Source organism: Bradyrhizobium sp. A5 (assembly GCF_042076515.1).
In the GTDB taxonomy this organism is placed as follows: domain Bacteria; phylum Pseudomonadota; class Alphaproteobacteria; order Rhizobiales; family Xanthobacteraceae; genus Bradyrhizobium; species Bradyrhizobium cosmicum.
The window spans coordinates 1,107,007-1,130,584 of record NZ_CP148990.1 but is presented as its reverse complement, the minus strand read 5'-3'; the positions used below and the strand labels follow the sequence as shown (position 1 = coordinate 1,130,584).

The following is a 23,578-nucleotide window of genomic DNA, read 5'->3' as shown; positions in this document are numbered from 1 at the left end:
GATCGGGTAAACGCCTGTACGTGCAACAGAAAAATGTGACGCGAAATACGGCAATTGCCCTGACATGATAAATGCTTCCTTAATGGAAAATGGCCGCGCGGCCCGTTTGCCCGGCACCCAGATACGACCGGCCCCTCCAGCGAGCCTTCTGCACAACCATGGATAGGGTCGACTGCGTCGTCATCGGAGCCGGCGTGGTCGGGCTCGCGGTGGCTCGAAAGCTCGCCCAGGCCGGGCGCGAGGTGATCGTGCTCGAGCAAGCCGAGGCCATCGGCACCATCACCTCCTCGCGCAACAGCGAGGTGATTCATGCCGGCATCTACTACCGCGCCGGAAGCTGGATGGCGCGCATGTGCGTCAACGGCAAGCACGCGCTGTACCGCTACTGCGGCGAGCGCGGCATCCCGCACAGGAATTGCGGCAAGCTGATCGTCGCGACCAACCCGAGAGAGACCGAGAAGCTGCAATCGATCAAGGCGCATGCCGAGGCCAATGGGGTGCTCGACATGCAACTGCTCGCGGGCGAAGCTGCACGCGCGCTGGAGCCGGCACTCGCCTGCGACGCAGCGCTGCTCTCGCCGTCGACCGGCATCATCGACAGCCATGCCTACATGCTCTCGCTGCGCGGCGAAGCCGAGGCCGCCGGCGCCGCCTTCGCGTTTCACACCCCGCTGATCCGCGCCAAAGCGGCTGGCGGCGTCATCGAGGTCGAGGCGGGCGGCGAAGCACCGATGACGCTGCAATGCGACCTGCTCGTCAATGCCGCCGGGCTCTCGGCAACGAACGTGGCGCGCCACATCGATGGCATGCCGATCGACCGGATTCCGCCGGCCTATCTCGCCAAGGGAAACTACTTCAGCTGCAACGCCAAGGCGCCGTTCTCGCGCCTGATCTATCCGGTGCCCGAGCCCGGCGGACTCGGCGTGCATCTGACGCTGGACATGGCGGGACAGGCGCGTTTCGGCCCCGACGTCGAGTGGATCGAGACGATTGATTACGAGGTCGATCCATCACGCGCCGAGCGGTTCTATCCGGCGATCCGAAAATACTGGCCAACGCTGCCCGATGGCGCACTGATGCCGAGCTATTCAGGCATTCGCCCGAAGATCGTGCCGCCGGCGGTGGCCACGCAGGATTTCCTGATGCAGGGCCCGCGCGATCATGGCGTCGAAGGCCTGGTCAACCTGTTCGGAATCGAATCGCCGGGACTGACGTCGTCGCTCGCGATCGCGGATCACGTCGCCGAGCTCGCGCAAATCTAGGCGCCGCGCAAACATCGTCGCGGTCGCGCCGCATACGCGCCCTGCAGCAGGGATGAGCGCAATGGCTCTCACCCCTGCCTGAAAGGGCACGATCAAACTCTACGCTGTTACGGGGGGGTCACTAGTGGAGCGTGTCGCCGGTGTGCCTCAGACGCTCGATCTGGTCCTTGACCATCAACTTCCGGCGCTTCAACTCAACAATTTGCAGGTCGTCTGTTGAAAGGTGCACGAGAGCTTCGTGCAATTCGTGTTCGAGAGTTTTGTGCTTCCGTTCCAATTCAACCAGATGTGCCTGAATTGTCATTCGAAACCTCCTCGGTAGGGGTGAACCTTGGATTCGATCCGGACGAGGAAGTGTACATCACCGATTCGTTCTGTCGATGGGTATCCGTCGTCGCAGTGTCATTTTTGAAAATTCATATGTAACGAAGCGTGAGTAAGGAACCGTGCAGGAAAAATTCATGATATCAATGTGCTTGCGTAGCGCCGCAGCGAATCGTTGAACTATCTTGCGAGAGATCGGTGAGCGACGGCCCGAGATCGCTTGCGATCACGGCGCGCAAGGACGATAATTTTCACAGGGCATCCACAGCCTTAATCTCACGCCATCGGGTTTTCGGCCACCGCAGACATGACCAATGAAGACGAGCGTGAGCTCGAAGCCGAGCTCACCCGGTTGCAGCAGGAACACCGAGATCTCGATGCGGCGATCGATGCACTGCATCAATCGCCTGCCCCCGACCTATTGCGGTTACAGCGGTTGAAGAAGCGCAAGCTGTTGTTGCGCGACCGTATCCAGTTCATCGAAGACCAGATCACGCCGGACATCATCGCCTGATCCACAGGCGATTTGCGCGGCAGCTCGCCGCACCCGGAATCCGCTTGACTCCAAAAGAACAAAATAGGAACATTTAGACAGATCAGCGCCCCAGGAAGCGTCCGAGGAAAACTCGCGAGGACAACGCAGATGCCGGCCACCGCCCTTCTCGACAACAGCCATTATGAACAGGCCTGCGATCAGGCGATCGCGATGTGCGACGGCAATCTGCGCAGCACCATCAAGGCGCTGATCATGGCCAACGAATATCTGGAAGCCGAGCTTGAGGAATTGCGGGCGGCGATTTCAGCCGGCTGCATTCCGGAGACCTCGCGCAGCAAGATGCGGAGCAGCGCCGCCTAGCTTTGATGCCCGGAGCAACGCCATGTCAGATGTGACCTACTACGTTGCATTGCCTTTCCTGATCGATGCCGACGGATCGCCTGTTGCGGGCGCAGCCGAGGAATGCCAGAGCTCGACGGCCGCGTTGCGGCGCGCCGAGATTTTGTCGCGCGGTGCGGGCCATATCGGCGCGGTCGCTTTCTGCCGCAGCGGCGATCCCATGACCGGCGAATTCGGCGACGCCACGCTGCTGCGCAAATTCGGCAACGTGCCGGAAGACCTCGCGACACTGTAAAGTCAGCTACTGACCAGCCTGATCCGCGGCTCGTGCCGCCGGTGCGCCTTGCGCACATACATGGCGGCATCCGCCTCCTCCAGAGCGCGGCCCGCATCGGAGTGCGCGCCCAGCAGCGCAACACCGGCGGACGCGCCCGCGGTTACGTGCTGGCCGCGAAAGGTGAACGACAAATCGTCGATCGCCTGTTCGAAGATCGCGGCCTTCGCCTTGGCATCGGTCTCGCTGAGATTCCACAGCAGCAGCGCGAACTCGTCGCCGCCAAGCCGGCCGACCACATCCGAGGCCCTGACCTGCTGCGTCAGCGTCGCCGCGATCGCCTTGAGCACCTCGTCGCCGGCGGCATGACCGAAGGAATCGTTGATCGGCTTCAGCCGATCGACATCGAGCACGATCAGAGCGCCGCTGGCGCGATAGCGCTTCATGTAGGCGATGGCGCGCCTCAGCTCGCGCTCGAAACCGCGCCGGTTCGGAATCTCCAGCAGGAAATCGGTGTCGGCCGCGGCTTCCAGTTCCGTGACCCGCCGCTGCGCCTCCTTGAGTTTGCTCCGCAGGCCGCGGATGGTCGCCTTGGTGTCGGCGGCCGCCGACGCACCGCGCCGGGCCTGCTTGGCCGGACGCTTCGCCGGAGGTTTGGCCAACCGCCCGGGAACGGCTTTGGATCGGCTGGCGCGGGTCTTCCGGCCCTTTTTGGCCTTCGCAGCGCTCGCCCTTGTGGGTTTCTTCATGGGCATCCTGCTCAATGAAGGCTTGCGGGGATTCACCAAGACAGGATAGTGCATTCCCTTCTCCTTGCCACCGCCTTGCGAGCCACCGGCCGGAACCTTTAATCTGGCCTATCTTTCTGTTTTCCGGGCACAATTGACGTCATGACCGCGCCGATCGCCATCATTATGGGAAGCCAGTCGGACTGGGAGACGATGCGGCACGCCGCCGACACGCTTGCAGCACTGGGCATTGCCGCCGAGACCCGCATCGTTTCGGCACACCGCACCCCCGACCGGCTGTTCGCCTTCGCCAAGGGCGCCAAGGCGGCAGGTTTCAAGGTCATCATCGCCGGCGCCGGCGGCGCTGCCCATTTGCCCGGCATGGCGGCGGCACTGACGGAACTGCCGGTGCTTGGCGTGCCCGTCGAATCCAGGACGCTCAAGGGCATCGATTCGCTCTATTCGATCGTGCAGATGCCCGCGGGCATCCCGGTCGGCACCCTCGCCATCGGCAAGGCCGGCGCGATCAACGCGGCGCTGCTTGCCGCGGCCGTGCTGGCGCTGTGCGACCCGGCCCTGTCCGACCGTCTTGCCGCCTGGCGAAAGGCGCAGACCGAGGCGGTTGCCGAGCGCCCGGAGGACAAGGCGTGACGGACAGCAAGCAGGTGAAGCTGAAGCCCGGCGACACCATCGGAATCCTCGGCGGCGGACAATTGGGGCGGATGCTGGCGATGGCCGCGGCGCGGCTCGGCCTGCGCTGCCAGGTGTTCTCGCCCGATCCGGACTCCCCTGCCTTCGACGTCGTCCTGAACGCGACCTGCGCCGAATATGCCGACGTCGAGGCACTGGAATTGTTCGCCAACGACGTCGACGTCATCACCTACGAATTCGAGAACGTGCCGTCCGCCGCCGCGATGGTGCTGGATGCGCGCCGCCCGGTGCTGCCCAACCGCAAGATCCTCGAGACCACCCAGGACCGGCTCGCCGAAAAGGATTTCGTGACGCGGCTCGGCATCGGCACCGCCGCCTATGCCGACGTCACGTCGGTCTCCTCGTTGCGCGAGGCGATCGTCAAGATTGGCCTCCCGGCCGTGCTGAAAACCCGCCGCTTCGGCTATGACGGCAAAGGTCAGGCCATCATCCGCGAGGGCGACGACATCGCCAAGGTCTGGACCAGCCTCGCCACCAAATCGGCAATCCTCGAAGCCTTCGTCCCGTACGAGCGCGAGATCTCGGTGATCGCCGCACGCTCGGCCTCGGGCCAGGTCGAGTGTTTCGACGTCACCGAGAACGAGCACCGCGACCACATTCTGAAAATCTCGCGCGCGCCCGCGCAGATTCCGGCCCCCCTCGCAGACGAAGCGCGCAGCATCGCCGGCAAGATCGCGAACGCGCTCGACTATGTCGGCGTGCTCGCCGTCGAGATGTTCGTGCTGGCGAATGGCACCGGACCGAAGGTCCTGGTCAACGAGATCGCTCCGCGCGTGCACAATTCCGGACACTGGACGCTCGACGGCGCCTCGGTCTCGCAATTCGAGCAGCATATCCGCGCCATCGCCGGCTGGCCGCTCGGCAAGGCGGTGCGTCACGGCGACATCGTCACCATGACCAACCTGATCGGCGACGAGATCAACGATTACGAGAAGTGGCTGACGGTCCCGGGCGCGACCGTGCACATCTACGGCAAGGGCGCTCCGCGCCCCGGTCGCAAGATGGGCCACGTCACCGAAGTCAGGCCGACGAAGGGCAAGTAGCGGAGCCGCGGCGCATGCCGCGACTCCGCCTGCGACTAAGCCGTCTTCGCGCCTGCGACGACGCCCGCGGGCTCTTCGCTGAGCCACCGATAGATCACCCCGCCCAGCGCCCCGCCGATCAGCGGTGCGACCCAGAACAGCCAGAGCTGCGATAGCGCCCAGCCGCCGACGAACAGAGCGGGACCCGTGCTCCGCGCCGGGTTCACCGACGTGTTGGTGACGGGAATGCTGACGAGATGGATCATCACCAGCGCGAGCCCGATCGCCAATGGGGCAAAGCCCACGGGCGCGCGGCCGTGGGTGGAGCCCATGATGATGAACAGGAACATCATGGTCATCACCACCTCGGTGACGAAGCAGGCGACCATGCTGTACTGGCCGGGCGAATGCATGTCGTAGCCGTTCGACGCAAAACCCTTGGTGACGTCGAAACCGGGCGCTCCGCTTGCGATCACATAGAGCAGCTCGGCGGCGACGATGGCGCCACAGACCTGCGCGATGACGTAAGGCAGGATCTGCCCTGGCGGGAAGCGGCCGCCGGCCGCGAGCCCGACGGTGACAGCCGGATTGAGATGGCAACCCGAGATATGGCCGATCGCATAGGCCATGGTGACGACGCTCAAGCCGAACGCCAGGGACACGCCGACCAAGCCGATCCCGACCTGCGGAAAGCCGGCCGCGATCACCGCGCTGCCGCAGCCTGCGAATGTGAGCCAGAATGTCCCGATGGCCTCGGCAGCATATTTCTTCATATCCATGTGGCGTCTCCCCTGATTTTCCGACTTCCGGCGCACGGCGTCCGGCAACAGCCCGTTCTCGGCGCCAAACCACCCAAATCGGCGCTGCACAGGCGTACTTTCACCTCATTTAGTGGCTGAACTTGGCCCGAAATCTCGCCGGGCAGGTGGACATCGGGGGTTTTGTCTGATACATCCGCGCCCTCAAGGTTAAGGGCTTGCGCTTTTTGCCATCCCCTTTGTCTTACCAGAATTCAAATCCTATCCACTGAAGAGGATGCCGCGTGCAGGTTCTCGTTCGCGATAACAATGTCGACCAAGCCCTCAAGGCGCTGAAGAAGAAGATGCAGCGCGAGGGTATTTTCCGCGAGATGAAGCTCCGCGGTCACTACGAGAAGCCGTCCGAGAAGAAGGCCCGCGAAAAGGCCGAAGCCGTGCGCCGCGCGCGCAAGCTGGCCCGCAAGAAGCTGCAGCGTGAAGGCCTGCTGCCGATGAAGCCGAAGCCGGTGTTCGGCGCCGGCCCCGGCGGTGATCGTGGCGGTCGCGGTGGCCTCGGTGCAGGTGCAAGCGCTGGTCCGCGCGGACCACGCTGATCCCGCCGGAATTGCAAGGCTGAGTTTTCCAGGATTTTAGTTTCCAATGACGCGGGCCCCGGGCCCGCGTTATTATTTTGTAGCGGTGCCTTTCTGGGACGGGGCACTACAGATGCGGCACCAACGCGCGAGCGAACCGTAGATGGTCTCCCCTTTCCCCAAGCGCGGCCTGGCGCGGCTACGCCGGATCTGGCGCCAACCGCTCACGCTGACCCTGATGGGGATCGCGCTGTGCGGCTGCTCCTTCGACCTGGGATCACTGATGCCGGAGAAGGAAAAGCCGCAGGAAGCGCCCAAGGCTGCCGCCGCCCCGGAGAGTGCCGTCAGTGCCGGCAATGTCACCGAGGCCCAGGCTCACACCGCAAAAGGCCAGACCCTGGCGAAGGCGGGGGAGACGGCCGGCGCGCTGGACGAGTTCAACCGTGCCGTCGCGCTCGATCCCTATAGCGCACAGGCGCTCTATGGCCGCGCCCTGATCCATCAGGGCAACAACGAGCACAACTTCGCCATCGCCGATTTCAGCGCCGCAAACGGCCTCAATCCGCAGAAGGTCGAGCCGCTGCTCGGCCGCGCCACCAGCTATCTCGCGATCGGCAAGGTCAAGGAAGCGGCGGCCGATCTCGATGAGGCCTCCGAGGCCGATCCGCACAATGCCCAGGTCTGGACCACACGGGGACAGGCCTATGAGCGGCTGGGCGACAAGGCCAAGGCGTCGGCGTCCTACAACAAGGCGGTCGCTCTGCGCCCGCGTGACGATGCCGCCCGCAGCGGCCTCGCCCGCGTCGGCGGCTGACAGCGCGACAGGTAGCGCCTTTAATCGGGGGTGGAACTCTTCGGCAGCACCGAGTGGAACATCGACTTCATGCCCGACAGCATCTCGTCCGCGACATTGGTCTTCTTCGGCCGCGGCATGGTGGCGCCGGCATCGGCACGCAGATCGAGCGGCGGCGCGATCACCGGGACCGGGATATCGGCCGGCGGCGTCATCCGGTTCGGATCGTCGTTGCCGACCGAGGCGGTGTAGGACGGACCACCATTGCCATAGGCCTCAGACGAGGGCGTCGACACCGTGATCGGCGGCGGCAGGGGGCGCACCGCGAACGGCTCCACCGTGACGACCCTCGGGGCCTCGGGCGTGCGCGCGGCTTCCCGCACGGCAGGCTCCTGGGTCCTCTCGGCCGGCTTGGTCTCGAAAGACTTGTTCTCGAAAGACTTGTTCTCGAAAGACTTGGTCTCGGTGGATTTGGCCTCAGCGGCCTTGGCGTCTGCGGCCTTGGCTTCAGGCGATTTGCGCAGCCGCTCGATGGCGGCGCGGGCGAGATCGTTGGCGTCGGGGGTCGCAGCCGGGGATGCGGCGGCCGGCGCCGAATTGGCTTCGACCACCGGAGCGGTTGCCGGGGTCGATTTGGCGGCCGCCTTCTCACGCGCCGCCGGGCGGCCGTGCGGGGCGTTTTCGGGGGGAGCAACGTCCGCAGCCTTGGTGTCCGCAGGCTTCTCGGCCGCAGCCTTGTCCGTCACGCTCTTCTCGGAAACGCCCTTGGCCTTGACGCCGTGCGCGGGAAGGTTGGCGGTGTCCGTGGGCTTGCCGTCGGTACCGCTCTGGGCAGGGGCCACCACGGCCGCAGGGGCATCCGCCGCCGGCTTGGCGTTGATGTAGTGATTGACGATGTACGCCCCGATGATCGTTGCGAGCACCGAGGGTAAAATATCCATCGAGATTTTAGCGAGGTATTTCAGCATTTCTCGGCCACTCCCCGCGCGATCAGATGCGGGAACTTTGGGGCATTGTAAGGGATCAACTGCGACGGATCGATGGCAAAGGTAACGCTTGCCCTACGGCTTAAGCTCGATCTCAAGGAACACGATCTCGGTTGAGGTTTCGTTAAGTACGTCGTGTTGGACGCCTGCCTTGCGGAAATAGGATTTTCCGGCCGAAAGCTGCGCCTTGGACCGCTCGCCCCCCGGCGCCACGATGGTCATTTCACCGGCGACGACGGGTACGATCACATAGTCCATCCCGTGGGTGTGATGCCCGGTCGCGCTGCCCGGGGCGAGCCGCCATTCGGTCACCCGGACCTCTTCGTTATCGACCTGGACCTCGGACTTGGCAGCTAACATCGAACCCTCTCCTACGGCACGAAAACCATGAACACGTAGACGGCAAATACCACCATATGGACCAGTCCGAACAGGACATTGGTCCTGCCTGTGCCGAATGTCATCATGCTCAGCAAGAAGGTCAGGAGCAAAAGGATGCTGCTTTGGGGGCTGAGACCGAGTTTGAGCTCCTTGTCGAGCACCCAGGTCGCGACGCCGACGGCGGGGATGGTCAGGCCAATGGTCGCCAGCGAGGAACCAAGGGCGAGATTGATACTCTTCTGGAGATTGTTCTTGCGGGCCGCGGAAATCGCCGCGACGCCTTCCGGCAGCAGGATCAGGAGTGCGACCAACAGGCCGGCAAAGGCGGGCGGCGCGCCGATCTTGGCGCCGACCGCGTCGACCACCAGCGAGAATTTCTTGGCCAGAAGCACCACCGCCAGAAGCGACACCAGCAACAGCACGATGCTGAGCGTTAGCATCCTGCCCGAAAGATAGGCCTCCGCATCCTCGCCCTCCCCTCGCTCATGGACGAAGTAGTCCTTGTGCGCAACCGTCTGGGTATAGAGGAACACCCCGTAGAGCGCGAGCGTGACGACATCGACGAAGCCGAGCTGCATTGCAGAATACACCGGGCCCGGCGTCGTAGTCGTGTAATTCGGCATGATCAGGGCAATCGTCGCCAGCGCGAAGAGAACGCTGAGATAGACGTTGGCGCCGGAGACCTGAAAGCCCTGCTCCCCGTAGCGCAGGCCGCCGATGAAGATGCAGAGCCCGACCAGCCCGTTGCAGACGATCATGATGACGGCAAACACCGTATCGCGTGCCAGTTCCGGCGCCGGCTTTTCGCCCAGCATGATCGTGGTGATCAGGGCCACCTCGATGATGGTCACCGCCAGCGTCAGCACCAATGTGCCATAGGGCTCGCCGATGCGCTCCGCGATCACCTCGGAATGGTGAACGGCCGCGAACACGGTCCCGAACAGGATGACCAGCAGGACGATCGCAAACAGGGCTCCGCCGGCTGTCAGGGTAAAGCCATAGCCGGTCGCGGTCACGACCAGGAACAGCAGCACCGCCAAAGCGGGGAAGATCCAGGACGACCGCGGCATCGGTCCGTGTGCGCTCATGCGGGCGATTCCTTCAAATGGGGGATCGAGTATGCGCGAGAAGATCGCGCCCGTCAGCCCTCAGGACCCGTTGATGAAGTTTCTCGCGAGGTCGGCGACGCCAAAATTGCCGAGATCGTCATGCCCACCGCCGAGAATGCGAACGAACTGCTTCGGCTCATGGGCCAGCTCAAACAGCTTCTCGCCGAATGCGATGGGGATGGTCTGGTCCTGCGCACCATGGACGATCAGAAGCGGCGCCGTGACACGTCCGATGCGCTCGTCCGAGTGAAACGGGTCGCGTATCAGAAGGCGCACCGGGACAAGACGGAAATGCGAGGCGGCGACGTCGGCGATCGACGTATAGGGCGCCTCGAGAATCAGCCTTCCGACCGGATGCCCGGATGCGATCGCGATCGCAACGCCGGTCCCGAGCGAGAAACCCCAGGCGACGATGCGCGGGGCATCGTAGCGTGCCGTCGCGAATGAATAGGCGGCCTCGCCATCGCGCAACAGGCCGTCTTCGCTCGGCGCGCCGCTGGACCCCGCATAGCCGCGATAGGACAGCGCGACGAGACCTGTGCCGTCAGCCGTGATCGCCTTGAAGCGGCCGGCAAGGCCCGCGAGAAAATCACCATTGCCATGGAAGAACAGCACCACGGGACGGCCGGGCCTTGGCGGCACGTGCCAGACGATGACCTTCTCGCCGTCCGACGTGGTCAGGACGTGCTCCTCGGCCTGCGGAAATCCCGCGGCGGAAGGCGCGGTGCGCTCGGCGGTCGGGATCGGAAACAGCATGGCGCGCTGCTTCACGAACAGCAGGACGAGACCGGCGAGATAACCAGCGGCAACGACGATGGCGGTCCATTTCAGGAATGTCATCGTTGCGCCGGCTCTCCGGCGTTACATCGCCTTGACGATATTCTCGGTGACCTTCTTGGCGTCGCCGAGCAGCATCATGGTGTTGTCGCGGTAGAACAGCGGATTGTCGATGCCGGCATAGCCGGAAGCCAGCGAACGCTTGATGAACATCACCGTGCCGGCCTTCCAGACCTGAAGCACCGGCATGCCGTAGATCGGTGAGGTCTTGTCCTCTTCGGCCGCCGGATTGGTGACGTCGTTGGCGCCGATCACGAAGGCGATGTCGGCCTGCGCGAACTCCGAGTTGATGTCCTCGAGCTCGAACACCTCGTCGTAGGGCACGTTGGCTTCGGCGAGCAGCACGTTCATGTGGCCGGGCATGCGGCCCGCAACCGGGTGAATGGCGTACTTCACCTCGACGCCTTCCTTCTTCAGGATGTCGCCCATTTCGCGCAGCGCGTGCTGGGCCTGCGCCACTGCCATGCCGTAGCCGGGCACGATGATGACCTTCTGCGCGTTCTTCATGATGAAGGCGGCGTCGTCGGCCGAGCCGAGCTTGGCCGGCTTCTGCTCACCGCCGCCACCGCCGGCCGCGGCGGTCTCGCCGCCGAAGCCGCCGAGGATGACCGAGATGAAGGACCGGTTCATCGCGTGGCACATGATGTAGGACAGGATCGCGCCCGACGAGCCCACCAGCGCGCCGGTGATGATCAGCGCGGAGTTGCCGAGCGTGAAGCCGATGCCGGCCGCGGCCCAGCCGGAGTAGGAGTTCAGCATCGAGATCACGACCGGCATGTCGGCGCCGCCGATCGGGATGATCATGAGCACGCCGAGCGCCAGTGCGATGATGACGATCAGCCAGAAGTCGAGCGCGCTGCCCGACATCACCAGCCCGACGATGAAGACGACGAGCAGAACGGCGAGCACGATATTGATGATGTGGCGGAACGGCAGGATGATCGGCGAGCCGCTCATGCGCGCGGACAATTTCAGGAACGCGATCACCGAGCCGGTGAAGGTCAGCGCGCCGATGGCGACGCCGAGCGACATCTCGACCAGGCTCTGCGGGTGGATGTTGCCGGGGGTGCCGATGTCGAAGGCTTCGGGCGCGTAGAACGCGCCGGCGGCGACCAGCACCGCGGCCATGCCGACCAGCGAGTGGAAGGCGGCGACCAGTTCGGGCATCGAGGTCATCGGCACGCGGCGGGCGATCACCGCGCCGACGCCGCCACCGATGGCGATACCAAGGATGACGAGAATCCAGGCCAGGCCGTCCGCCGGCGGATGGCTGGCGAGCGTGGTGGCGACCGCGATCCCCATGCCGACCATGCCGAACAAATTGCCCTGGCGTGACGACGCCGGGCTCGACAGCCCGCGCAGCGACAGGATGAACAGCACCCCCGCCACGAGATACAAGAATGCAGAGAGATTGGCGTTCATCTCAGGTCCCCATTGATCCCTTCAGCCCGAGGTGGCCGCTCACTTCGACTTCTTCCTGTACATCGCCAGCATGCGCTGGGTGACAAGGAAGCCGCCGAAGATGTTCACGCAGGCGAAGATGAGCGCGATGAAGCCGAAGCCGCGTGCCCAGCCCGAGCCGCTCGAAACCATGCCGACGCCGACCGCGAGCAGCGCACCGACCACGATCACCGAGGAGATCGCATTGGTCACGCTCATCAGCGGCGTATGCAGCGCAGGGGTCACCGACCACACCACGAAATAGCCGACGAAGACGGCGAGGACGAAGATCGACAGCCTGAAAACGAAGGGGTCGACGAGCTGTGCAGCATGCTCCATGGCGGCTCTCCTTAAACCCGATTAAGTTGATTTGGGCTGGAAGTTCGGGTGGATGACGGCGCCGTCCCTGGTCAGCGCAGTCGCCTTCACGAGTTCGTCGTCCCAGTTCACGGCGAGAGCCTTGCTGCCCTTGTCGACCATGGTCTCGATGAAATTGAACAGGTTGCGTGCGTAGAGGCTGGATGCGGAGGCCGCCACTCGGCCGGCGACGTTGGTGTAGCCGACGATCTTGATCCCATCGATCTCGGCGACCTCGCCCGGCCTTGCACCCTCGACATTGCCGCCGCGCTCGACGGCGAGATCGACCAGCACCGACCCCGGCTTCATCGACTTGACCATCTCGGCCGAGACGAGCCTCGGCGCCGGCCGGCCAGGAATGAGCGCAGTGGTGATGACGATGTCCTGCTTCTTGATGTGCTCGGCGGTGAGCGCGGCCTGCTTGGCCTGGTATTCCTTGGACATTTCCTTGGCGTAACCGCCGGCGGTCTGCGCGTTCTTGAATTCCTCGTCCTCGACGGCGAGGAACTTTGCACCGAGCGATTCCACCTGCTCCTTGGTCGCGGGCCGGACGTCGGTCGCGGTGACGACGGCGCCGAGACGGCGCGCGGTCGCGATCGCCTGGAGGCCGGCGACGCCGACGCCCATCACGAATACCTTGGCGGCGGGCACGGTGCCTGCCGCCGTCATCATCATCGGGAAGGCGCGGCCGAAGGCCTCGGCGCCCTCGATCACGGCGCGGTAGCCGGCAAGGTTCGCCTGCGAGGACAACACGTCCATCACCTGCGCACGCGTGATGCGCGGCATCAATTCCATCGCGAAGGCGGAGACGCCGGCATCGGCGATCGTCTTCAGCGCGGCTTCGTTGCCGTAAGGATCCATGATGGCGATGACGAGCGCGCCGCGCTTGTACTGCGCGAGCTCGGAGGCCTCGGGGCGCTTCACCTTGATGACGATGTCGGCGTCCTTCAACGCATTGGCGCTGACGGTGGCTCCCGCTGCGGTGAATTCGGAATCCGGCAGGCCCGATTTGAGACCGGCACCCGGCTCGACGGCGATTTCGGCGCCCAGCGCCTTGAATTTCTTCACCGTATCAGGCGAAGCGGCGACGCGCGGCTCCGACGGATCGATTTCCTTGGCAACGGCGATCTTCATAGGCCCTCCGGCGACGCGGGCAAAAACGCGCACGCGAACTTAGCGTTACTCCCGCAACGTTGGATACCGGTTTTGGAACCGGCTTGTATGCAAATTTTATGAGCACCGACGACACTGGCGGTGCAGCAGGCGATGGATCAGGTCAGGAAGATCGCCATCAGGATCACGATGAGCGCGACCGAGGCGGTGCCGTACTTCACCAGCTTGATGAAGCCCTCGTAGGTCTGCTCGTGGGCAACGTAGTCGTTGCCGTCGGCGGTGGTGTAAGCCACTTCGCTATGGTCAGCCATGGAATGTCCCCAGTAGAAAGTCGAATTCTCCGGCTGGGATACCTTAAACCTTCGGGCAGGGCAACGGCAGGCAGACGCGGTTTTCCCGCAAATCGGCTCATTCGGAATCCAGATTGTCGCGGGTCCAGCGCGTGAGGGTCTGCTCGCCGACTTCGCCGGCGGGGCCCCCTAAGGCCGTTCAACAAATGTTTTACGGCCGCCCTACCCCAGATCCAGCGCGGCGATCGTGCCCACCATGACTGCAGGCCGCTCGACGACCGGCCATCCCAGCGAGCGGCGGACCTCGTCGATCACGGTTTCGCCCGGCTCGGTAAACCGGGCCGTCCGCGGACTGACGCCGCGCCCGACCACCACCGGAGTCTCCCCGGACAGGAAACCGTGCGCCATGTGGAAGCCCAGCGCACGGTAGACCTCGAACTGCTCTTCGGAAAAGAACTGGTCACCCGTGGTCTCGTGCGGGAAGCGGTCGTTTCGCCGTGCATAGTCCCGGATGTAGTCGTTCTCGTCGCCGTTGAGCGACGATTTGACGTAGACGAGATAGCCTTGGTCATCCCCGCCATAGTCGATGGTGCCGATGGCGACGTGAACGCGATCTTGGGCGGCCCCGTCATGCTCATCGGCCGCGCCGGGATCACCCGCCTTGTCGGCATTGCGCGCCATCAGCGCGCGCGTGCACTCGCGAATCGGCGTCCATGGCAAGTCGATCCGGACGCCGAGATCGATGCGCGCGTATCGCTGCAGCCTCATCAGGGAGCCGAAGTTCATCGGCGCATCGGCTTCCGCATCGACCGCGATGATCACCTTGCAGCGGCGGCGGAGCAGCTCGTAGACGCCGAGATTTTCGATATGACCGCCATCCGTCAGGTAGACGCTGTCGCTATTCTCATACAGGCGCCCCGAGATCTCGGACCAGAAGTAAAGCGGCGTGGAGCGGCGCGGCGGCCGCACGCGATCATCGACGTAACGTGGGTTCTTCAGCCAATAGCCGAGCCGCACGTTGAGGAGCGCAAGCGTCGGCGTCAGCGCCTTGATCGAGTTCGAGCCCATGTTCGCAGAGGCCGCGGCTCCCGAAATCGCCATTGCGGTCGCAAGGTCGAGGCTTTGCTCATCGTCCTGCACCAATCCGGTGGGCGCATAGCCCGTCGCCTCGCTGCCGACATTCAGGGCGGAAAACACGAAGAAATCCGCGTTGCGGCCGCGCCGGTTGGCAAAGTCCGAGCCTTGAATATTGAGCGCCGTATTGATGAGTTGATAGGGCGCGTGCAGCCTGGGCGCAATTGATTGCCCCGGAATGCGGTCCGCCTCGACCGGAGCCGGGTAGAGATCGGTCAGCTTCATGCGATCGAGCGTTCTGAAATCACGCCCTTGATCGAGGCTGGCTTCGGCGCGCGCAATACCGCCGTCCGCCGAACGCGTCGGATCGAACAGGAAAGCCTTGCTCAGCCGATCGCGATAGAGCCGATGCAAGGAGTTCGCGTTTGGCGTCAGGCAAAACGAGACGGCGAACAGAACGACCCCGGCAAACGTGTACAGGATCACCATCGGAAGACTGAACGAATAGGAGAGTTCTGAAGCTGTCCCCCGGAACAGGCCGGGAAGCTGCACCTGAACCACATGCCCTGCTTTCTGCGCGAGGAACAGGAGCCAGGCGGGAGCATGCCATGTGGGCGTCAACCGCTCGCTATCCGCCACGACCGGCGGCACAGCCTTCGGCGTGATCTCGGCCGACAAGATACCCTTGCTGGCATCGAACTGGATCTTGCCTGCGAGGCTGCCGGACGGGGCGTTCGATTTGGCGTTGGCCAGGCACTCCCTTTGGGAGGCGGCCCCCAGGGCCGACGGGCACCGCTCGAACAGGTCGTTGGAGATGCCCCAATACGACAGGTAGAGGTATGCGACCCAGATGATCAGTGGAAGCGCGAGCCCCGCGATCCACAGGGCGACCCTGGCGACGACCGCAAGCAGCAGGGAACCCCATTGCGAGGATGCGCTGTTGCCCTTCAACAATTCCACAAATTGCTGCCTGAATGCGGTGACCAAGACACCGATCGGCGCGGCCACCGCCGCGAGCGACTTGATCCAGGTGATCGCGACTGCGGCGGCCGGTCCGCCGACCGCGCTGCTCTCGGCGACGTCGAACATTTGCCCCAGCATGAAGGGCTGAAACTCGAAGAAGGCAATGACGGCCAGCAGCACGAGGAAGGTCGCGCCCATGCTCGGCCAGTGCGAACGGAACTCCTGTCGCTTGCCGGGACTTGCGAACGACTGCTTGAGAGCCCATCCGAAAAACAGGACGACACCGATGATTGCGATCGAAAGAGTCAGCGCGAAATGCTGAACCTTGAGAAAGCGCGCGAAGTCACACGCAACGCCCAGCAACAGTGTGATCCCGGCAATGTAGGCGAAGACGACGCTGGGGCCGTTGCCGCGAATGGAGCGCGAGGTGAAATAGGCGAGCCCGCCGCAAAGCAGCATCACCAAGGCGATCGCCAGGCCGAATGTGCTGAAACCATAACGGTCGATGACGCTGAAATCATGCAGCTCGCATAATTTGTGATTGTCGAGGCTGACACCGAAGATGTTCGCAACCGTCAGGCAACTCCGCAGCGGCGTGGACCAGATCGTGACGGCGGCAAGCAGCAGCACGATGGGCAACGTCAGTCCGATATTGGCGACCAGTCCGCGCACGACGATCGCAACTCCGGTCAGGAGATCGCGGGCGCCGGCCGGAATCAGATAGTTGGAATAGTTGCGGAGATGTCCGACCGAAGGCGTGTCGCTGATCTCGGCGGCCGTGACGGTCCCGCCGACCGGCCTTTCACCGAATACGAATCGCTGCGCCTTTGTCATGGTGGCGCAGAGAGAGGTGCCGATATAGCCGCCGCCCGACACCGTGGAGAGATAATCGATCCGCCCGATCAGATTGTGATGGTTCAACGCCTGCAGCACGCCCAGGCAAACGGCCGACGAGCGAATGCCGCCCCCGGACAATGCAAGCCCGGTGACGTCGAGCAACTGGCAGGCTTCGAGGCTGTCGGCATCGATGCGTCGGTCCGGCTCCCGCCGCGTGTTGATCGCCGCGATTTCATCGCGAACGATCTGATGATGCTTTTCGCACCAGGGCGTTTCCTCGTCGACCGCGGCAGCGTTCTTTGACGCCGGAACCGGCGCTGCGGATCCCTGATCGAGCATGGGGGCCTCCCAGGCGGAAATCGATCAATCGACAATCAAAAGTTGAAAATTAATTTCTCAATATCTCTTGGGTTAGTCTTGGGCGCGGCGCGAACGTTCAATGCAAAATCTCGGGCCACTCACCGAGGATACCTCGGCGCGCGCGGATGGAACTCGCATCGGCACCGCAAAAACCTTACGGCTTGCCGGCTCGCGAAACCGAATCGCAACTGTGGCCGGAAGGAACTCGCGCCCGGCTCAGCCCATCGCTTCCAGCTCGTCGATCATCCCGGCGATGACGCTCAGGCCGCCGTCCCAGAATTTGGGATCCTTGGCATCGAGGCCGAACGGCCGCAGCAGTTCGGAATAGTGCTTGGTGCCGCCGGCCGCGAGCATGTCGAGATAGCGCTCGGCAAAGCCTTCCGCCGCGTTCTCGTAGACGGCGTAGAGCGAGTTCACGAGACAATCGCCGAAGGCATAGGCGTAGACGTAGAACGGCGAATGGATGAAGTGCGGGATGTACATCCAGTAGTTCTCGTAGCCCGCCTTGATCTCGATCGCCGGCCCGAGGCTCTCGCCCTGCACCGAGAGCCAGATCTCGCCGAGCCGCGTCGCGGTCAGTTCGCCGTTCTTGCGCTCGGTGTGGACCGCGCGCTCGAAGGAATAGAACGCGATCTGCCGCACCACGGTGTTGATCATGTCCTCGACCTTGCCGGCGAGCAGCGCCTGGCGCTGTCTGGCACTCTTGGTCTGCGCCAGCAGCCGCCTGAAGGTCAGCATCTCGCCGAACACGCTCGCGGTCTCGGCCAGCGTCAGCGGCGTCGGTGCCATCAGCGCGCCGTTCTTCGCCGCCAGCACCTGGTGCACGCCGTGACCGAGTTCGTGCGCGAGCGTCATCACGTCGCGCGGCTTGCCCTGGTAGTTCATCAGCACATAGGGGTGCGCCGACGGCGTGGTCGGGTGCGAGAACGCGCCCGGCGCCTTGCCCGGGCGCACCGGCGCATCGATCCAGCGGTCGGTGAAGAAGCGCTCGGCGATGTCGGCCATTTCTGGCGAGAAGCCGCGATAGGCAGTCAGCACCATGTTCCGCGCGTCAGGCCAGCCGATGGTGTCGGTCGCCGCAAAGGGCAGCGGCGCGTTGCGGTCCCAATAGGCCAGCCGCTTCTTGCCGAACCACTTCGCCTTCAGCGCGTAATAGCGGTGCGACAGCTTCGGATAGGCCGCGCGTACGGAGGCGACCAGCGCATCCACCACCTCGCGCTCGACGCGGTTGTTCAGATGACGGGAATCCGCGACGTCCTTGAAGCCGCGCCAGCGATCGGAGATGTCCTTGTCCTTGGCCAGCGTATTGGTGATCAGCGCGAAGGTGCGCTCGTTGGCCTTGAAGGTCTTTGCCAGCGCCTCGGCCGCAGCCTTGCGCTTGGCGCCGTCACGGTCCGCCAGGAAATTCAGCGTCGGCTCGATCGCCAGTTCCTTGGACCCGACCTTGAAGCGCAGGCCGGAGATGGTCTGGTCGAACAGCCGGTTGAAGGCGGAATAGCCGGTTTGCGACTTCTCGAGGAAGAGTTGCTCGAGCTTGTCGTCGAGCTGGTAAGGCTTCTCCTTGCGCAGATCCTCGATCCACGGACGGTAATGCGCCAGCTCGGCGGCTTGCATCGCGCGGTTCAAGATATCGTCATCGACGCGATTGAGCTCGAGCGCGAAGAACAGAAGATGGGTCGACGCCGCCGTCAGCCGCTCCGACACATCGCCGTAAAACTTTGAAATCGCAGGGTCCACGCTGTCGCCGGCATGAACGAGGCCGGCATAGGAACCGAGACGGCCGGCGAGATCGTCGATCGCCTCATAGCGCCGCACGGCTCCCGCGAGCCATTTTCCGCCATCTTCGTTTGCTGTCCCTGTCGCGAGCTTGCCCTTGTAGTCGGTCTCGAAGGCGACGCAATCGGCATCCATCTTTTCGAGATCGCGCACCACTTCCGGCGCGTCGATCCCGGAATAGAGATCGGCGAGATTCCACTCCGGAAGCTTGCCGGTCTTGCTCACAGGCTTTGCGGACTTGGAGGACTTTGCCTTGGCGGCAGATTTCTTGACGGCAGACGTCTTGGCGGCTGGCTTGCGGAGAGCGGGCTTTTTGAGAGCGGGCTTCTTAAGGGCAGACTTGTTAAGGGCAGACTTGGAGCGCGAATTCATTGTGTGGGAAACCTGTGTTCAACAATCGCGACGGCGGGCGGGGGCATCAAGGTTTAAGAGTGCGTTAATCGGCTTCGGCCAGAGTGCCCCGATTCGAGACAGATAGTAGTAGCGTGCGGGGAACACCATGGCTGCCAGTATTTTGATCGCCGACGACGACGCTGTGGCCCGCCGGCTGGTCGAGAACATGGTGCAGAAATGCGGCTATGAGACGATCGTCGTGGACTCCGGCGACGCCGCGATCGCCGCCCTCACCGCCCCCGATGCACCGGCCATCGACGGCGTCATCCTCGATCTCGTGATGCCCGGCCTCGACGGCATGGGCGTGCTGGCGAAAATCCGCGAAGCCGGCCTCAGCGTCCCCGTCATCGTGCAGACCGCCCATGGCGGCATCGACAATGTAATCTCCGCCATGCGCGCGGGCGCGGCCGATTTCGTCGTCAAGCCGGTCGGCATGGAGCGGCTCCAGGTCTCTCTTCGCAACGCCCTCAACGCCTCCGCGCTCAAGGGCGAATTGCAGCGCATCCGTCACAGCCGCGAGGGCCGGCTGACCTTCTCCGACATCATCACCCGCGCCGAAGCGATGGCACCGGTGATGCGCACCGCGCAGAAGGCGGCGGGCTCCTCGATCCCCGTGCTGATCGAGGGCGACTCCGGCGTCGGCAAGGAAATGTTCGCGCGTGCCATCCACGGCAGCGGCGAGCGCAAGGCAAAGCCCTTCGTTGCGGTCAATTGCGGCGCGATCCCCGACAACCTCGTGGAGTCCATCCTGTTCGGCCACGAGAAGGGCGCCTTCACCGGCGCCACCGAACGCCACACCGGCAAGTTCGTCGAGGCCCATGGCGGCACGCTGTTCCTGGACGAGGTCAGCGAGTTGCCGCTGACCGCGCAGGTCAAGCTGCTCCGCGCGCTCCAGGAGGGCGCGGTCGAAGCGGTCGGCGGACGCAAGCCGGTCAAGGTCGACGTTCGCATCATCTCGGCAACCAACCGCAGGCTGCTGGAGCGGGTGAAGCAGGGACACTTCCGCGAAGATCTGTTCTATCGCCTCCACGTGCTGCCGCTGACGATCCCATCGCTGCGCGCCCGTCGCGAGGACATCCCGCATCTGCTGCGGCATTTCCTGGCGCGCTTTGCGGCCGAGGAGAACCGTCCCATCGCCGGCATCAGCGGCGAGGCGGTCGCGCACCTCGCCCAGCTCGACTGGCCCGGCAACATCCGTCAGCTCGAAAACGCGGTCTACCGCGCGGTGGTCATGAGCGACGGCGACCAGCTTGGCCTCGGCGACTTCCCCCTGCTCTCCTCGCAGCCGCATCCCGAAACGGACATTCCGACCGCACCGCTGATGCTGGAGCCGATCGCGTCGCCCTCAATGGTATCGGGTAGCGAAATACCGATTGCTCCGTTGCCCCAGACAGGATCGCTTTCTATGCTGACCCCGACCGGCGACATCCGCCCGCTGGAGGACATGGAGAACGAGATCATCCGCTTTGCGATTTCGCACTATCGCGGGCAGATGTCCGAGGTCGCCCGCCGCCTCAAAATCGGCCGGTCCACCCTCTATCGCAAACTCGACGAAGCCGGGGTTCCCGGCCATGGCGGGAAAAGCGGCGAGGAGACGCACTGAACCTCATGCGAACGGAGGTTCGCGGAACGCCGCGACGAGGCCGCAAGCCCTTCGTACGACGAGAAAATTTGGCCGCCACGTGAACCGTGACCGGGAAGTGACAGACATAGGAAAAGCGCGCCGCAACGGCGCACAATCCGTTGCAAACGCGCTTCCTTGAAGTCAGTTTGTCGTGAGTTGTCCCGGGTAGCGCTGGCTGCATAAACGGGGCCTGTATATCGTCTGCGTAGGAATCGTTGCGTGCAGGCGTGCAACTTTCAAGAGGCCGGCGCGGTTTAGCCGAAGCTCAATAGGCGATAACGAAGCTGTTCCACGAGGGACAGTTCACCCGAGGGGTGCGACACAATGCGTGACTGTTTGAACCACCGTGCAGGCTTTGACCGCGTCTTGATGGCGGTCGCAGCGACCTTCTTCACGGTATCGGCCGGCTCGGCGCTGGCGCAGGATCAGCGCAGCAGCGCTGCAGAGCTCGCGATCGAAGCCGCGATCCCGCGCCCCGAGCCCGCAAACGTTCCGCCCCCGACCGCAGCCGACATCAAGCTCGACACCACTGCAACGGTTCAGGACTCCGCGAAGGAACCGGTGAAGGAGCCCGTGAAGGCCGAAGCGGCACCGGCTCCCGACAAGGTCGAGACCAAGCCCGCCGACGTTGCCACCACGCCGGCCGCCGAGGCGCCGAAAAGCGAGACGGCCAAGGCTGAGCCTGTAAAGACTGAGCCCGCAAAGGCCGACACTGCGACAGCAACGCCGGCCGCACCTGCTGCGGCTCCGGCCGCCGAGCCGGTCAAGGCCGCGAGCAATGTGCCCGCCGCCGACCAGCCGGTCGCCGACAAGCTCAAGGACATCATCGGCGCCAAGACCTCGCGCCATTTCGACCGCAAGAACGAGCGCGCGGCGATCGAGAAATTTTACGGCGCGCGTGACTTCGCACCGGTCTGGACGCAAGCCGGCAGCCTGACCGCTGCGGCCAAGGGTGTGATTGCGCGGCTGAAGGATGCCGCGTCCGACGGCCTCAATCCGGCCGACTATCCGGTGCCGGATTTCGCCGCCGCCACCAACCCCGATGCGCTCGCCGATGCCGAGTTGAAGCTCACCGCCAGCATGTTCGACTATGCGCGCCAGGCCCAGAGCGGCCGCATGCACTGGTCCCAGGTCAGCGGCGACATCCTCTATCCCGAGCATCCGGTCGATCCGGGCGAGGTGCTCGCCAAGATCACGACCGCGACCGACGCCTCCGCCGCGCTCGACAGCTACAACCCGCCGCAGAAGCTCTACAAGGAGCTGAAGGCCAAGCTCGCGGAGCTCCGCGGCCAGGGCAACGGCCCGGTGATCGAGATCGCCGACGGTCCGGCGCTGAAATACACCCCGGCCGGCAAGAAGCAGGCGGAAATCGTCGTCGAAGATCCGCGCGTGCCGCAGCTCCGCGCCAAGCTCGGCCTCGTCGAGAACGCCAGCGACACCCGCTATGACGCGGCGGTTGCCGAAGCTGTGCGCAAATTCCAGAACAGCGCCGAGTTGAAGGCGACCGGCATCCTCGACGACAAGACCGTCAAGGCGATCAACACCCCGAAGCGCGACAAGCAGATCGACGTGGTGCTGGTGAACATGGAGCGCTGGCGCTGGCTGCCGCGCGACCTCGGCGCCCCCTCGCTGGGCGATGCCTATGTCATCCTCAACATTCCCGACTACACGCTGAAGGTGATGCAGCGCGGCCAGCAGGTCTGGACCACCCGCGTCGTCACCGGCAAGCCGGGTACGCATGCGACCCCGCTGCTCACCGAGACGATGAAGTACATCACGGTCAACCCGACCTGGAACGTGCCGCCGTCGATCGTCTACAACGAATATCTGCCGGCGCTTCAGCAGGACCCGACCGTGCTCCAGCGCATGGGCCTCAAGCTCGAACAGAACCGCGACGGCTCGGTGCACATCTCCCAGCCGCCCGGTGAAGCCAACGCGCTCGGCCGCATCCGCTTCAACTTCCCGAACAAGTTCCTGGTCTATCAGCACGACACGCCGGACAAGAACCTGTTCGCCCGAGAAGATCGCGCCTTCAGCCATGGCTGCATGCGGGTGCAGAACCCGGATCAGTACGCGTCCGTTCTGCTCAACATCGCCTTGCCGAACGAGAAGTACACGCCCGAGCGCGTGCGCAGCATGTACGGCAAGAGCGAGATCGACCTGAAATTCCCGACCCCGATCCCGGTCAACATCACCTATCAGACCGCGTTCGTGGATGATGGCGGCAAGCTGCAATTCCGCAAGGACGTCTACGGCCGCGACGCGACCATGATCAACATCCTGAAGAACAGCCGCGGCAAGGACCTCGAGAACATCGTGGCTCACTCGCAGCCGAGCTATTCGCGCCCGGCGACGACGCTGCCGAACGGCGTGGCGGTGGCCAACAATGGTGGCTCGTCCGGCCTGAACTTCTTCGAGCGGCTGTTCGGGGCCCCGACCCCGCCGCCGGCTCCGGTCGGCCGCCGTCCGCAGCAACAGCGGGTATTCACCCGCTGAGCCCGGCTCGGACCAGGCGCCTCATTTCCTGAAGTTCTGCAATAAAATCAGCGACCCCGTCCCTTGGATGGGGTCGCTTAACGTTAACCATTCTCCACCTGACCTCAGGTGGCGGGCGTTTTTTTGCCACACTCAACCGGTTAGGTTCATATTCTGACTTGGTTTGGGGGCGGGAAGGCAACCTCAAATTAACCTTCTCGCTTTAAGAAAGCGTTCACCCTCTTTCGCGCGCTAACGAGGTTGGCGGGAGAGTCCATTTTGAA

23 protein-coding genes are annotated in these 23,578 nt (G+C 64.0%); 10 read left to right on the top strand and 13 right to left on the bottom strand.

Annotated features, from left to right (window positions below; translation table 11 throughout):
* Positions 1 to 158 precede the first annotated feature (158 nt).
* Entirely contained in the window at positions 159 to 1,262 is a 1,104-nt protein-coding gene (locus tag WHZ77_RS05275; RefSeq protein WP_375312702.1) for an NAD(P)/FAD-dependent oxidoreductase, read from the top strand.
* A 121-nt stretch (positions 1,263 to 1,383) separates the two neighbouring features.
* Here WHZ77_RS05275 and WHZ77_RS05270 read toward each other — a convergent pair whose 3' ends face one another.
* Entirely contained in the window at positions 1,384 to 1,566 is a 183-nt protein-coding gene (locus WHZ77_RS05270) for a YdcH family protein (protein ID WP_014439835.1), read from the bottom strand.
* A 327-nt stretch (positions 1,567 to 1,893) separates the two neighbouring features.
* Here WHZ77_RS05270 and WHZ77_RS05265 point away from each other — a divergent pair, with 327 nt between their 5' ends.
* From WHZ77_RS05265 to WHZ77_RS05255, 3 genes are all read left to right on the top strand, one after another.
* Positions 1,894 to 2,100: a YdcH family protein gene (locus WHZ77_RS05265; protein WP_014439834.1), complete on the top strand. Its 207-nt coding sequence runs from the start codon at positions 1,894 to 1,896 to the stop codon at positions 2,098 to 2,100.
* A 129-nt stretch (positions 2,101 to 2,229) separates the two neighbouring features.
* The gene (locus tag WHZ77_RS05260; protein WP_151647515.1) at positions 2,230 to 2,442 is read left to right on the top strand and encodes a hypothetical protein; all 213 of its coding nucleotides are present in this window, start codon (positions 2,230 to 2,232) and stop codon (positions 2,440 to 2,442) included.
* A 22-nt stretch (positions 2,443 to 2,464) separates the two neighbouring features.
* Positions 2,465 to 2,716, top strand: coding sequence for a hypothetical protein (locus WHZ77_RS05255; RefSeq protein ID WP_375312701.1), 252 nt, complete (start codon positions 2,465 to 2,467; stop codon positions 2,714 to 2,716).
* Positions 2,717 to 2,718: 2 nt separating this feature from the next.
* Here the strand turns inward: WHZ77_RS05255 and WHZ77_RS05250 are convergent, their stop codons facing one another.
* Complete coding sequence (locus WHZ77_RS05250) at positions 2,719 to 3,444, bottom strand: GGDEF domain-containing protein (RefSeq protein WP_375312700.1); 726 nt, start codon at positions 3,442 to 3,444, stop codon at positions 2,719 to 2,721.
* Positions 3,445 to 3,585: 141 nt separating this feature from the next.
* Here WHZ77_RS05250 and purE point away from each other — a divergent pair, with 141 nt between their 5' ends.
* The gene (gene purE / locus WHZ77_RS05245) at positions 3,586 to 4,074 is read left to right on the top strand and encodes a 5-(carboxyamino)imidazole ribonucleotide mutase (RefSeq protein ID WP_375312699.1); all 489 of its coding nucleotides are present in this window, start codon (positions 3,586 to 3,588) and stop codon (positions 4,072 to 4,074) included.
* Entirely contained in the window at positions 4,071 to 5,177 is a 1,107-nt protein-coding gene (locus WHZ77_RS05240) for a 5-(carboxyamino)imidazole ribonucleotide synthase (RefSeq protein WP_375312698.1), read from the top strand. The genes purE and WHZ77_RS05240 overlap by 4 nt, the downstream gene beginning before the upstream one ends.
* A gap of 35 nt (positions 5,178 to 5,212) precedes the next feature.
* Here the strand turns inward: WHZ77_RS05240 and aqpZ are convergent, their stop codons facing one another.
* On the bottom strand, positions 5,213 to 5,935 hold the full coding sequence (gene aqpZ, locus WHZ77_RS05235) for an aquaporin Z (RefSeq protein WP_375312697.1): 723 nt from the start codon (positions 5,933 to 5,935) through the stop codon (positions 5,213 to 5,215).
* 263 nt (positions 5,936 to 6,198) lie between these two features.
* Between aqpZ and rpsU the strand changes: the two genes are divergently transcribed.
* Together rpsU and WHZ77_RS05225 are read left to right on the top strand one after the other, a co-directional pair.
* On the top strand, positions 6,199 to 6,507 hold the full coding sequence (gene rpsU, locus WHZ77_RS05230) for a 30S ribosomal protein S21 (RefSeq protein WP_375312696.1): 309 nt from the start codon (positions 6,199 to 6,201) through the stop codon (positions 6,505 to 6,507).
* 142 nt (positions 6,508 to 6,649) lie between these two features.
* Positions 6,650 to 7,300, top strand: coding sequence for a tetratricopeptide repeat protein (locus WHZ77_RS05225; protein ID WP_375312695.1), 651 nt, complete (start codon positions 6,650 to 6,652; stop codon positions 7,298 to 7,300).
* Between the two features lie 20 nt (positions 7,301 to 7,320).
* Here WHZ77_RS05225 and WHZ77_RS05220 read toward each other — a convergent pair whose 3' ends face one another.
* The 10 genes from WHZ77_RS05220 to WHZ77_RS05175 all read right to left on the bottom strand — a co-directional run bounded on the left by WHZ77_RS05220 (position 7,321) and on the right by WHZ77_RS05175 (position 19,174).
* The gene (locus tag WHZ77_RS05220) at positions 7,321 to 8,247 is read right to left on the bottom strand and encodes a hypothetical protein (protein WP_375312694.1); all 927 of its coding nucleotides are present in this window, start codon (positions 8,245 to 8,247) and stop codon (positions 7,321 to 7,323) included.
* 93 nt (positions 8,248 to 8,340) lie between these two features.
* Positions 8,341 to 8,625 carry a cupin domain-containing protein gene (locus tag WHZ77_RS05215; RefSeq protein ID WP_143841740.1) on the bottom strand — a complete coding sequence of 95 codons (285 nt, stop codon included), beginning with the start codon at positions 8,623 to 8,625 and terminating at the stop codon, positions 8,341 to 8,343.
* Positions 8,626 to 8,636: 11 nt separating this feature from the next.
* Positions 8,637 to 9,734, bottom strand: coding sequence for a calcium:proton antiporter (locus WHZ77_RS05210; protein WP_375312693.1), 1,098 nt, complete (start codon positions 9,732 to 9,734; stop codon positions 8,637 to 8,639).
* A 60-nt stretch (positions 9,735 to 9,794) separates the two neighbouring features.
* On the bottom strand, positions 9,795 to 10,595 hold the full coding sequence (locus WHZ77_RS05205) for an alpha/beta hydrolase (protein WP_375312692.1): 801 nt from the start codon (positions 10,593 to 10,595) through the stop codon (positions 9,795 to 9,797).
* 21 nt (positions 10,596 to 10,616) lie between these two features.
* A complete protein-coding gene (locus WHZ77_RS05200; protein ID WP_375312691.1) occupies positions 10,617 to 12,014 on the bottom strand; it encodes an NAD(P)(+) transhydrogenase (Re/Si-specific) subunit beta in 1,398 nt (465 codons plus the stop codon).
* Between the two features lie 39 nt (positions 12,015 to 12,053).
* The gene (locus tag WHZ77_RS05195; protein ID WP_375312690.1) at positions 12,054 to 12,371 is read right to left on the bottom strand and encodes a proton-translocating transhydrogenase family protein; all 318 of its coding nucleotides are present in this window, start codon (positions 12,369 to 12,371) and stop codon (positions 12,054 to 12,056) included.
* A gap of 21 nt (positions 12,372 to 12,392) precedes the next feature.
* Positions 12,393 to 13,523 carry a Re/Si-specific NAD(P)(+) transhydrogenase subunit alpha gene (locus tag WHZ77_RS05190; protein WP_375312689.1) on the bottom strand — a complete coding sequence of 377 codons (1,131 nt, stop codon included), beginning with the start codon at positions 13,521 to 13,523 and terminating at the stop codon, positions 12,393 to 12,395.
* Between the two features lie 137 nt (positions 13,524 to 13,660).
* Complete coding sequence (locus WHZ77_RS05185) at positions 13,661 to 13,813, bottom strand: aa3-type cytochrome c oxidase subunit IV (protein WP_008136857.1); 153 nt, start codon at positions 13,811 to 13,813, stop codon at positions 13,661 to 13,663.
* Between the two features lie 201 nt (positions 13,814 to 14,014).
* Positions 14,015 to 17,005, bottom strand: a complete 2,991-nt coding sequence (locus tag WHZ77_RS05180) for a cell division protein (protein ID WP_375312688.1) — start codon at positions 17,003 to 17,005, stop codon at positions 14,015 to 14,017.
* A 237-nt stretch (positions 17,006 to 17,242) separates the two neighbouring features.
* A complete protein-coding gene (locus WHZ77_RS05175; RefSeq protein ID WP_375312687.1) occupies positions 17,243 to 19,174 on the bottom strand; it encodes a M3 family oligoendopeptidase in 1,932 nt (643 codons plus the stop codon).
* Between the two features lie 127 nt (positions 19,175 to 19,301).
* Between WHZ77_RS05175 and WHZ77_RS05170 the strand changes: the two genes are divergently transcribed.
* The gene (locus WHZ77_RS05170; protein ID WP_375312686.1) at positions 19,302 to 20,798 is read left to right on the top strand and encodes a sigma-54-dependent transcriptional regulator; all 1,497 of its coding nucleotides are present in this window, start codon (positions 19,302 to 19,304) and stop codon (positions 20,796 to 20,798) included.
* 345 nt (positions 20,799 to 21,143) lie between these two features.
* Positions 21,144 to 23,315 (top strand): murein L,D-transpeptidase, encoded by a 2,172-nt coding sequence (locus WHZ77_RS05165; RefSeq protein WP_375312685.1) that lies wholly within the window; start codon positions 21,144 to 21,146, stop codon positions 23,313 to 23,315.
* Positions 23,316 to 23,578: the final 263 nt, after the last annotated feature.

Bases quoted from the DNA above. Each gene is read 5' to 3' on its own strand.
- WHZ77_RS05275 (WP_375312702.1), top strand. From the start codon at position 159: ATGGATAGGGTCGACTGCGTCGTCATCGGAGCCGGCGTGGTCGGGCTC.
- WHZ77_RS05270 (WP_014439835.1), bottom strand. From the start codon at position 1,566: ATGACAATTCAGGCACATCTGGTTGAATTGGAACGGAAGCACAAAACT.
- WHZ77_RS05265 (WP_014439834.1), top strand. From the start codon at position 1,894: ATGACCAATGAAGACGAGCGTGAGCTCGAAGCCGAGCTCACCCGGTTG.
- WHZ77_RS05260 (WP_151647515.1), top strand. From the start codon at position 2,230: ATGCCGGCCACCGCCCTTCTCGACAACAGCCATTATGAACAGGCCTGC.
- WHZ77_RS05255 (WP_375312701.1), top strand. From the start codon at position 2,465: ATGTCAGATGTGACCTACTACGTTGCATTGCCTTTCCTGATCGATGCC.
- WHZ77_RS05250 (WP_375312700.1), bottom strand. From the start codon at position 3,444: ATGAAGAAACCCACAAGGGCGAGCGCTGCGAAGGCCAAAAAGGGCCGG.
- purE (WP_375312699.1), top strand. From the start codon at position 3,586: ATGACCGCGCCGATCGCCATCATTATGGGAAGCCAGTCGGACTGGGAG.
- aqpZ (WP_375312697.1), bottom strand. From the start codon at position 5,935: ATGGATATGAAGAAATATGCTGCCGAGGCCATCGGGACATTCTGGCTC.
- WHZ77_RS05225 (WP_375312695.1), top strand. From the start codon at position 6,650: ATGGTCTCCCCTTTCCCCAAGCGCGGCCTGGCGCGGCTACGCCGGATC.
- WHZ77_RS05220 (WP_375312694.1), bottom strand. From the start codon at position 8,247: ATGCTGAAATACCTCGCTAAAATCTCGATGGATATTTTACCCTCGGTG.
- WHZ77_RS05215 (WP_143841740.1), bottom strand. From the start codon at position 8,625: ATGTTAGCTGCCAAGTCCGAGGTCCAGGTCGATAACGAAGAGGTCCGG.
- WHZ77_RS05210 (WP_375312693.1), bottom strand. From the start codon at position 9,734: ATGAGCGCACACGGACCGATGCCGCGGTCGTCCTGGATCTTCCCCGCT.
- WHZ77_RS05205 (WP_375312692.1), bottom strand. From the start codon at position 10,595: ATGACATTCCTGAAATGGACCGCCATCGTCGTTGCCGCTGGTTATCTC.
- WHZ77_RS05200 (WP_375312691.1), bottom strand. From the start codon at position 12,014: ATGAACGCCAATCTCTCTGCATTCTTGTATCTCGTGGCGGGGGTGCTG.
- WHZ77_RS05195 (WP_375312690.1), bottom strand. From the start codon at position 12,371: ATGGAGCATGCTGCACAGCTCGTCGACCCCTTCGTTTTCAGGCTGTCG.
- WHZ77_RS05190 (WP_375312689.1), bottom strand. From the start codon at position 13,523: ATGAAGATCGCCGTTGCCAAGGAAATCGATCCGTCGGAGCCGCGCGTC.
- WHZ77_RS05185 (WP_008136857.1), bottom strand. From the start codon at position 13,813: ATGGCTGACCATAGCGAAGTGGCTTACACCACCGCCGACGGCAACGAC.
- WHZ77_RS05180 (WP_375312688.1), bottom strand. From the start codon at position 17,005: ATGCTCGATCAGGGATCCGCAGCGCCGGTTCCGGCGTCAAAGAACGCT.
- WHZ77_RS05175 (WP_375312687.1), bottom strand. From the start codon at position 19,174: ATGAATTCGCGCTCCAAGTCTGCCCTTAACAAGTCTGCCCTTAAGAAG.
- WHZ77_RS05170 (WP_375312686.1), top strand. From the start codon at position 19,302: ATGGCTGCCAGTATTTTGATCGCCGACGACGACGCTGTGGCCCGCCGG.
- WHZ77_RS05165 (WP_375312685.1), top strand. From the start codon at position 21,144: ATGCGTGACTGTTTGAACCACCGTGCAGGCTTTGACCGCGTCTTGATG.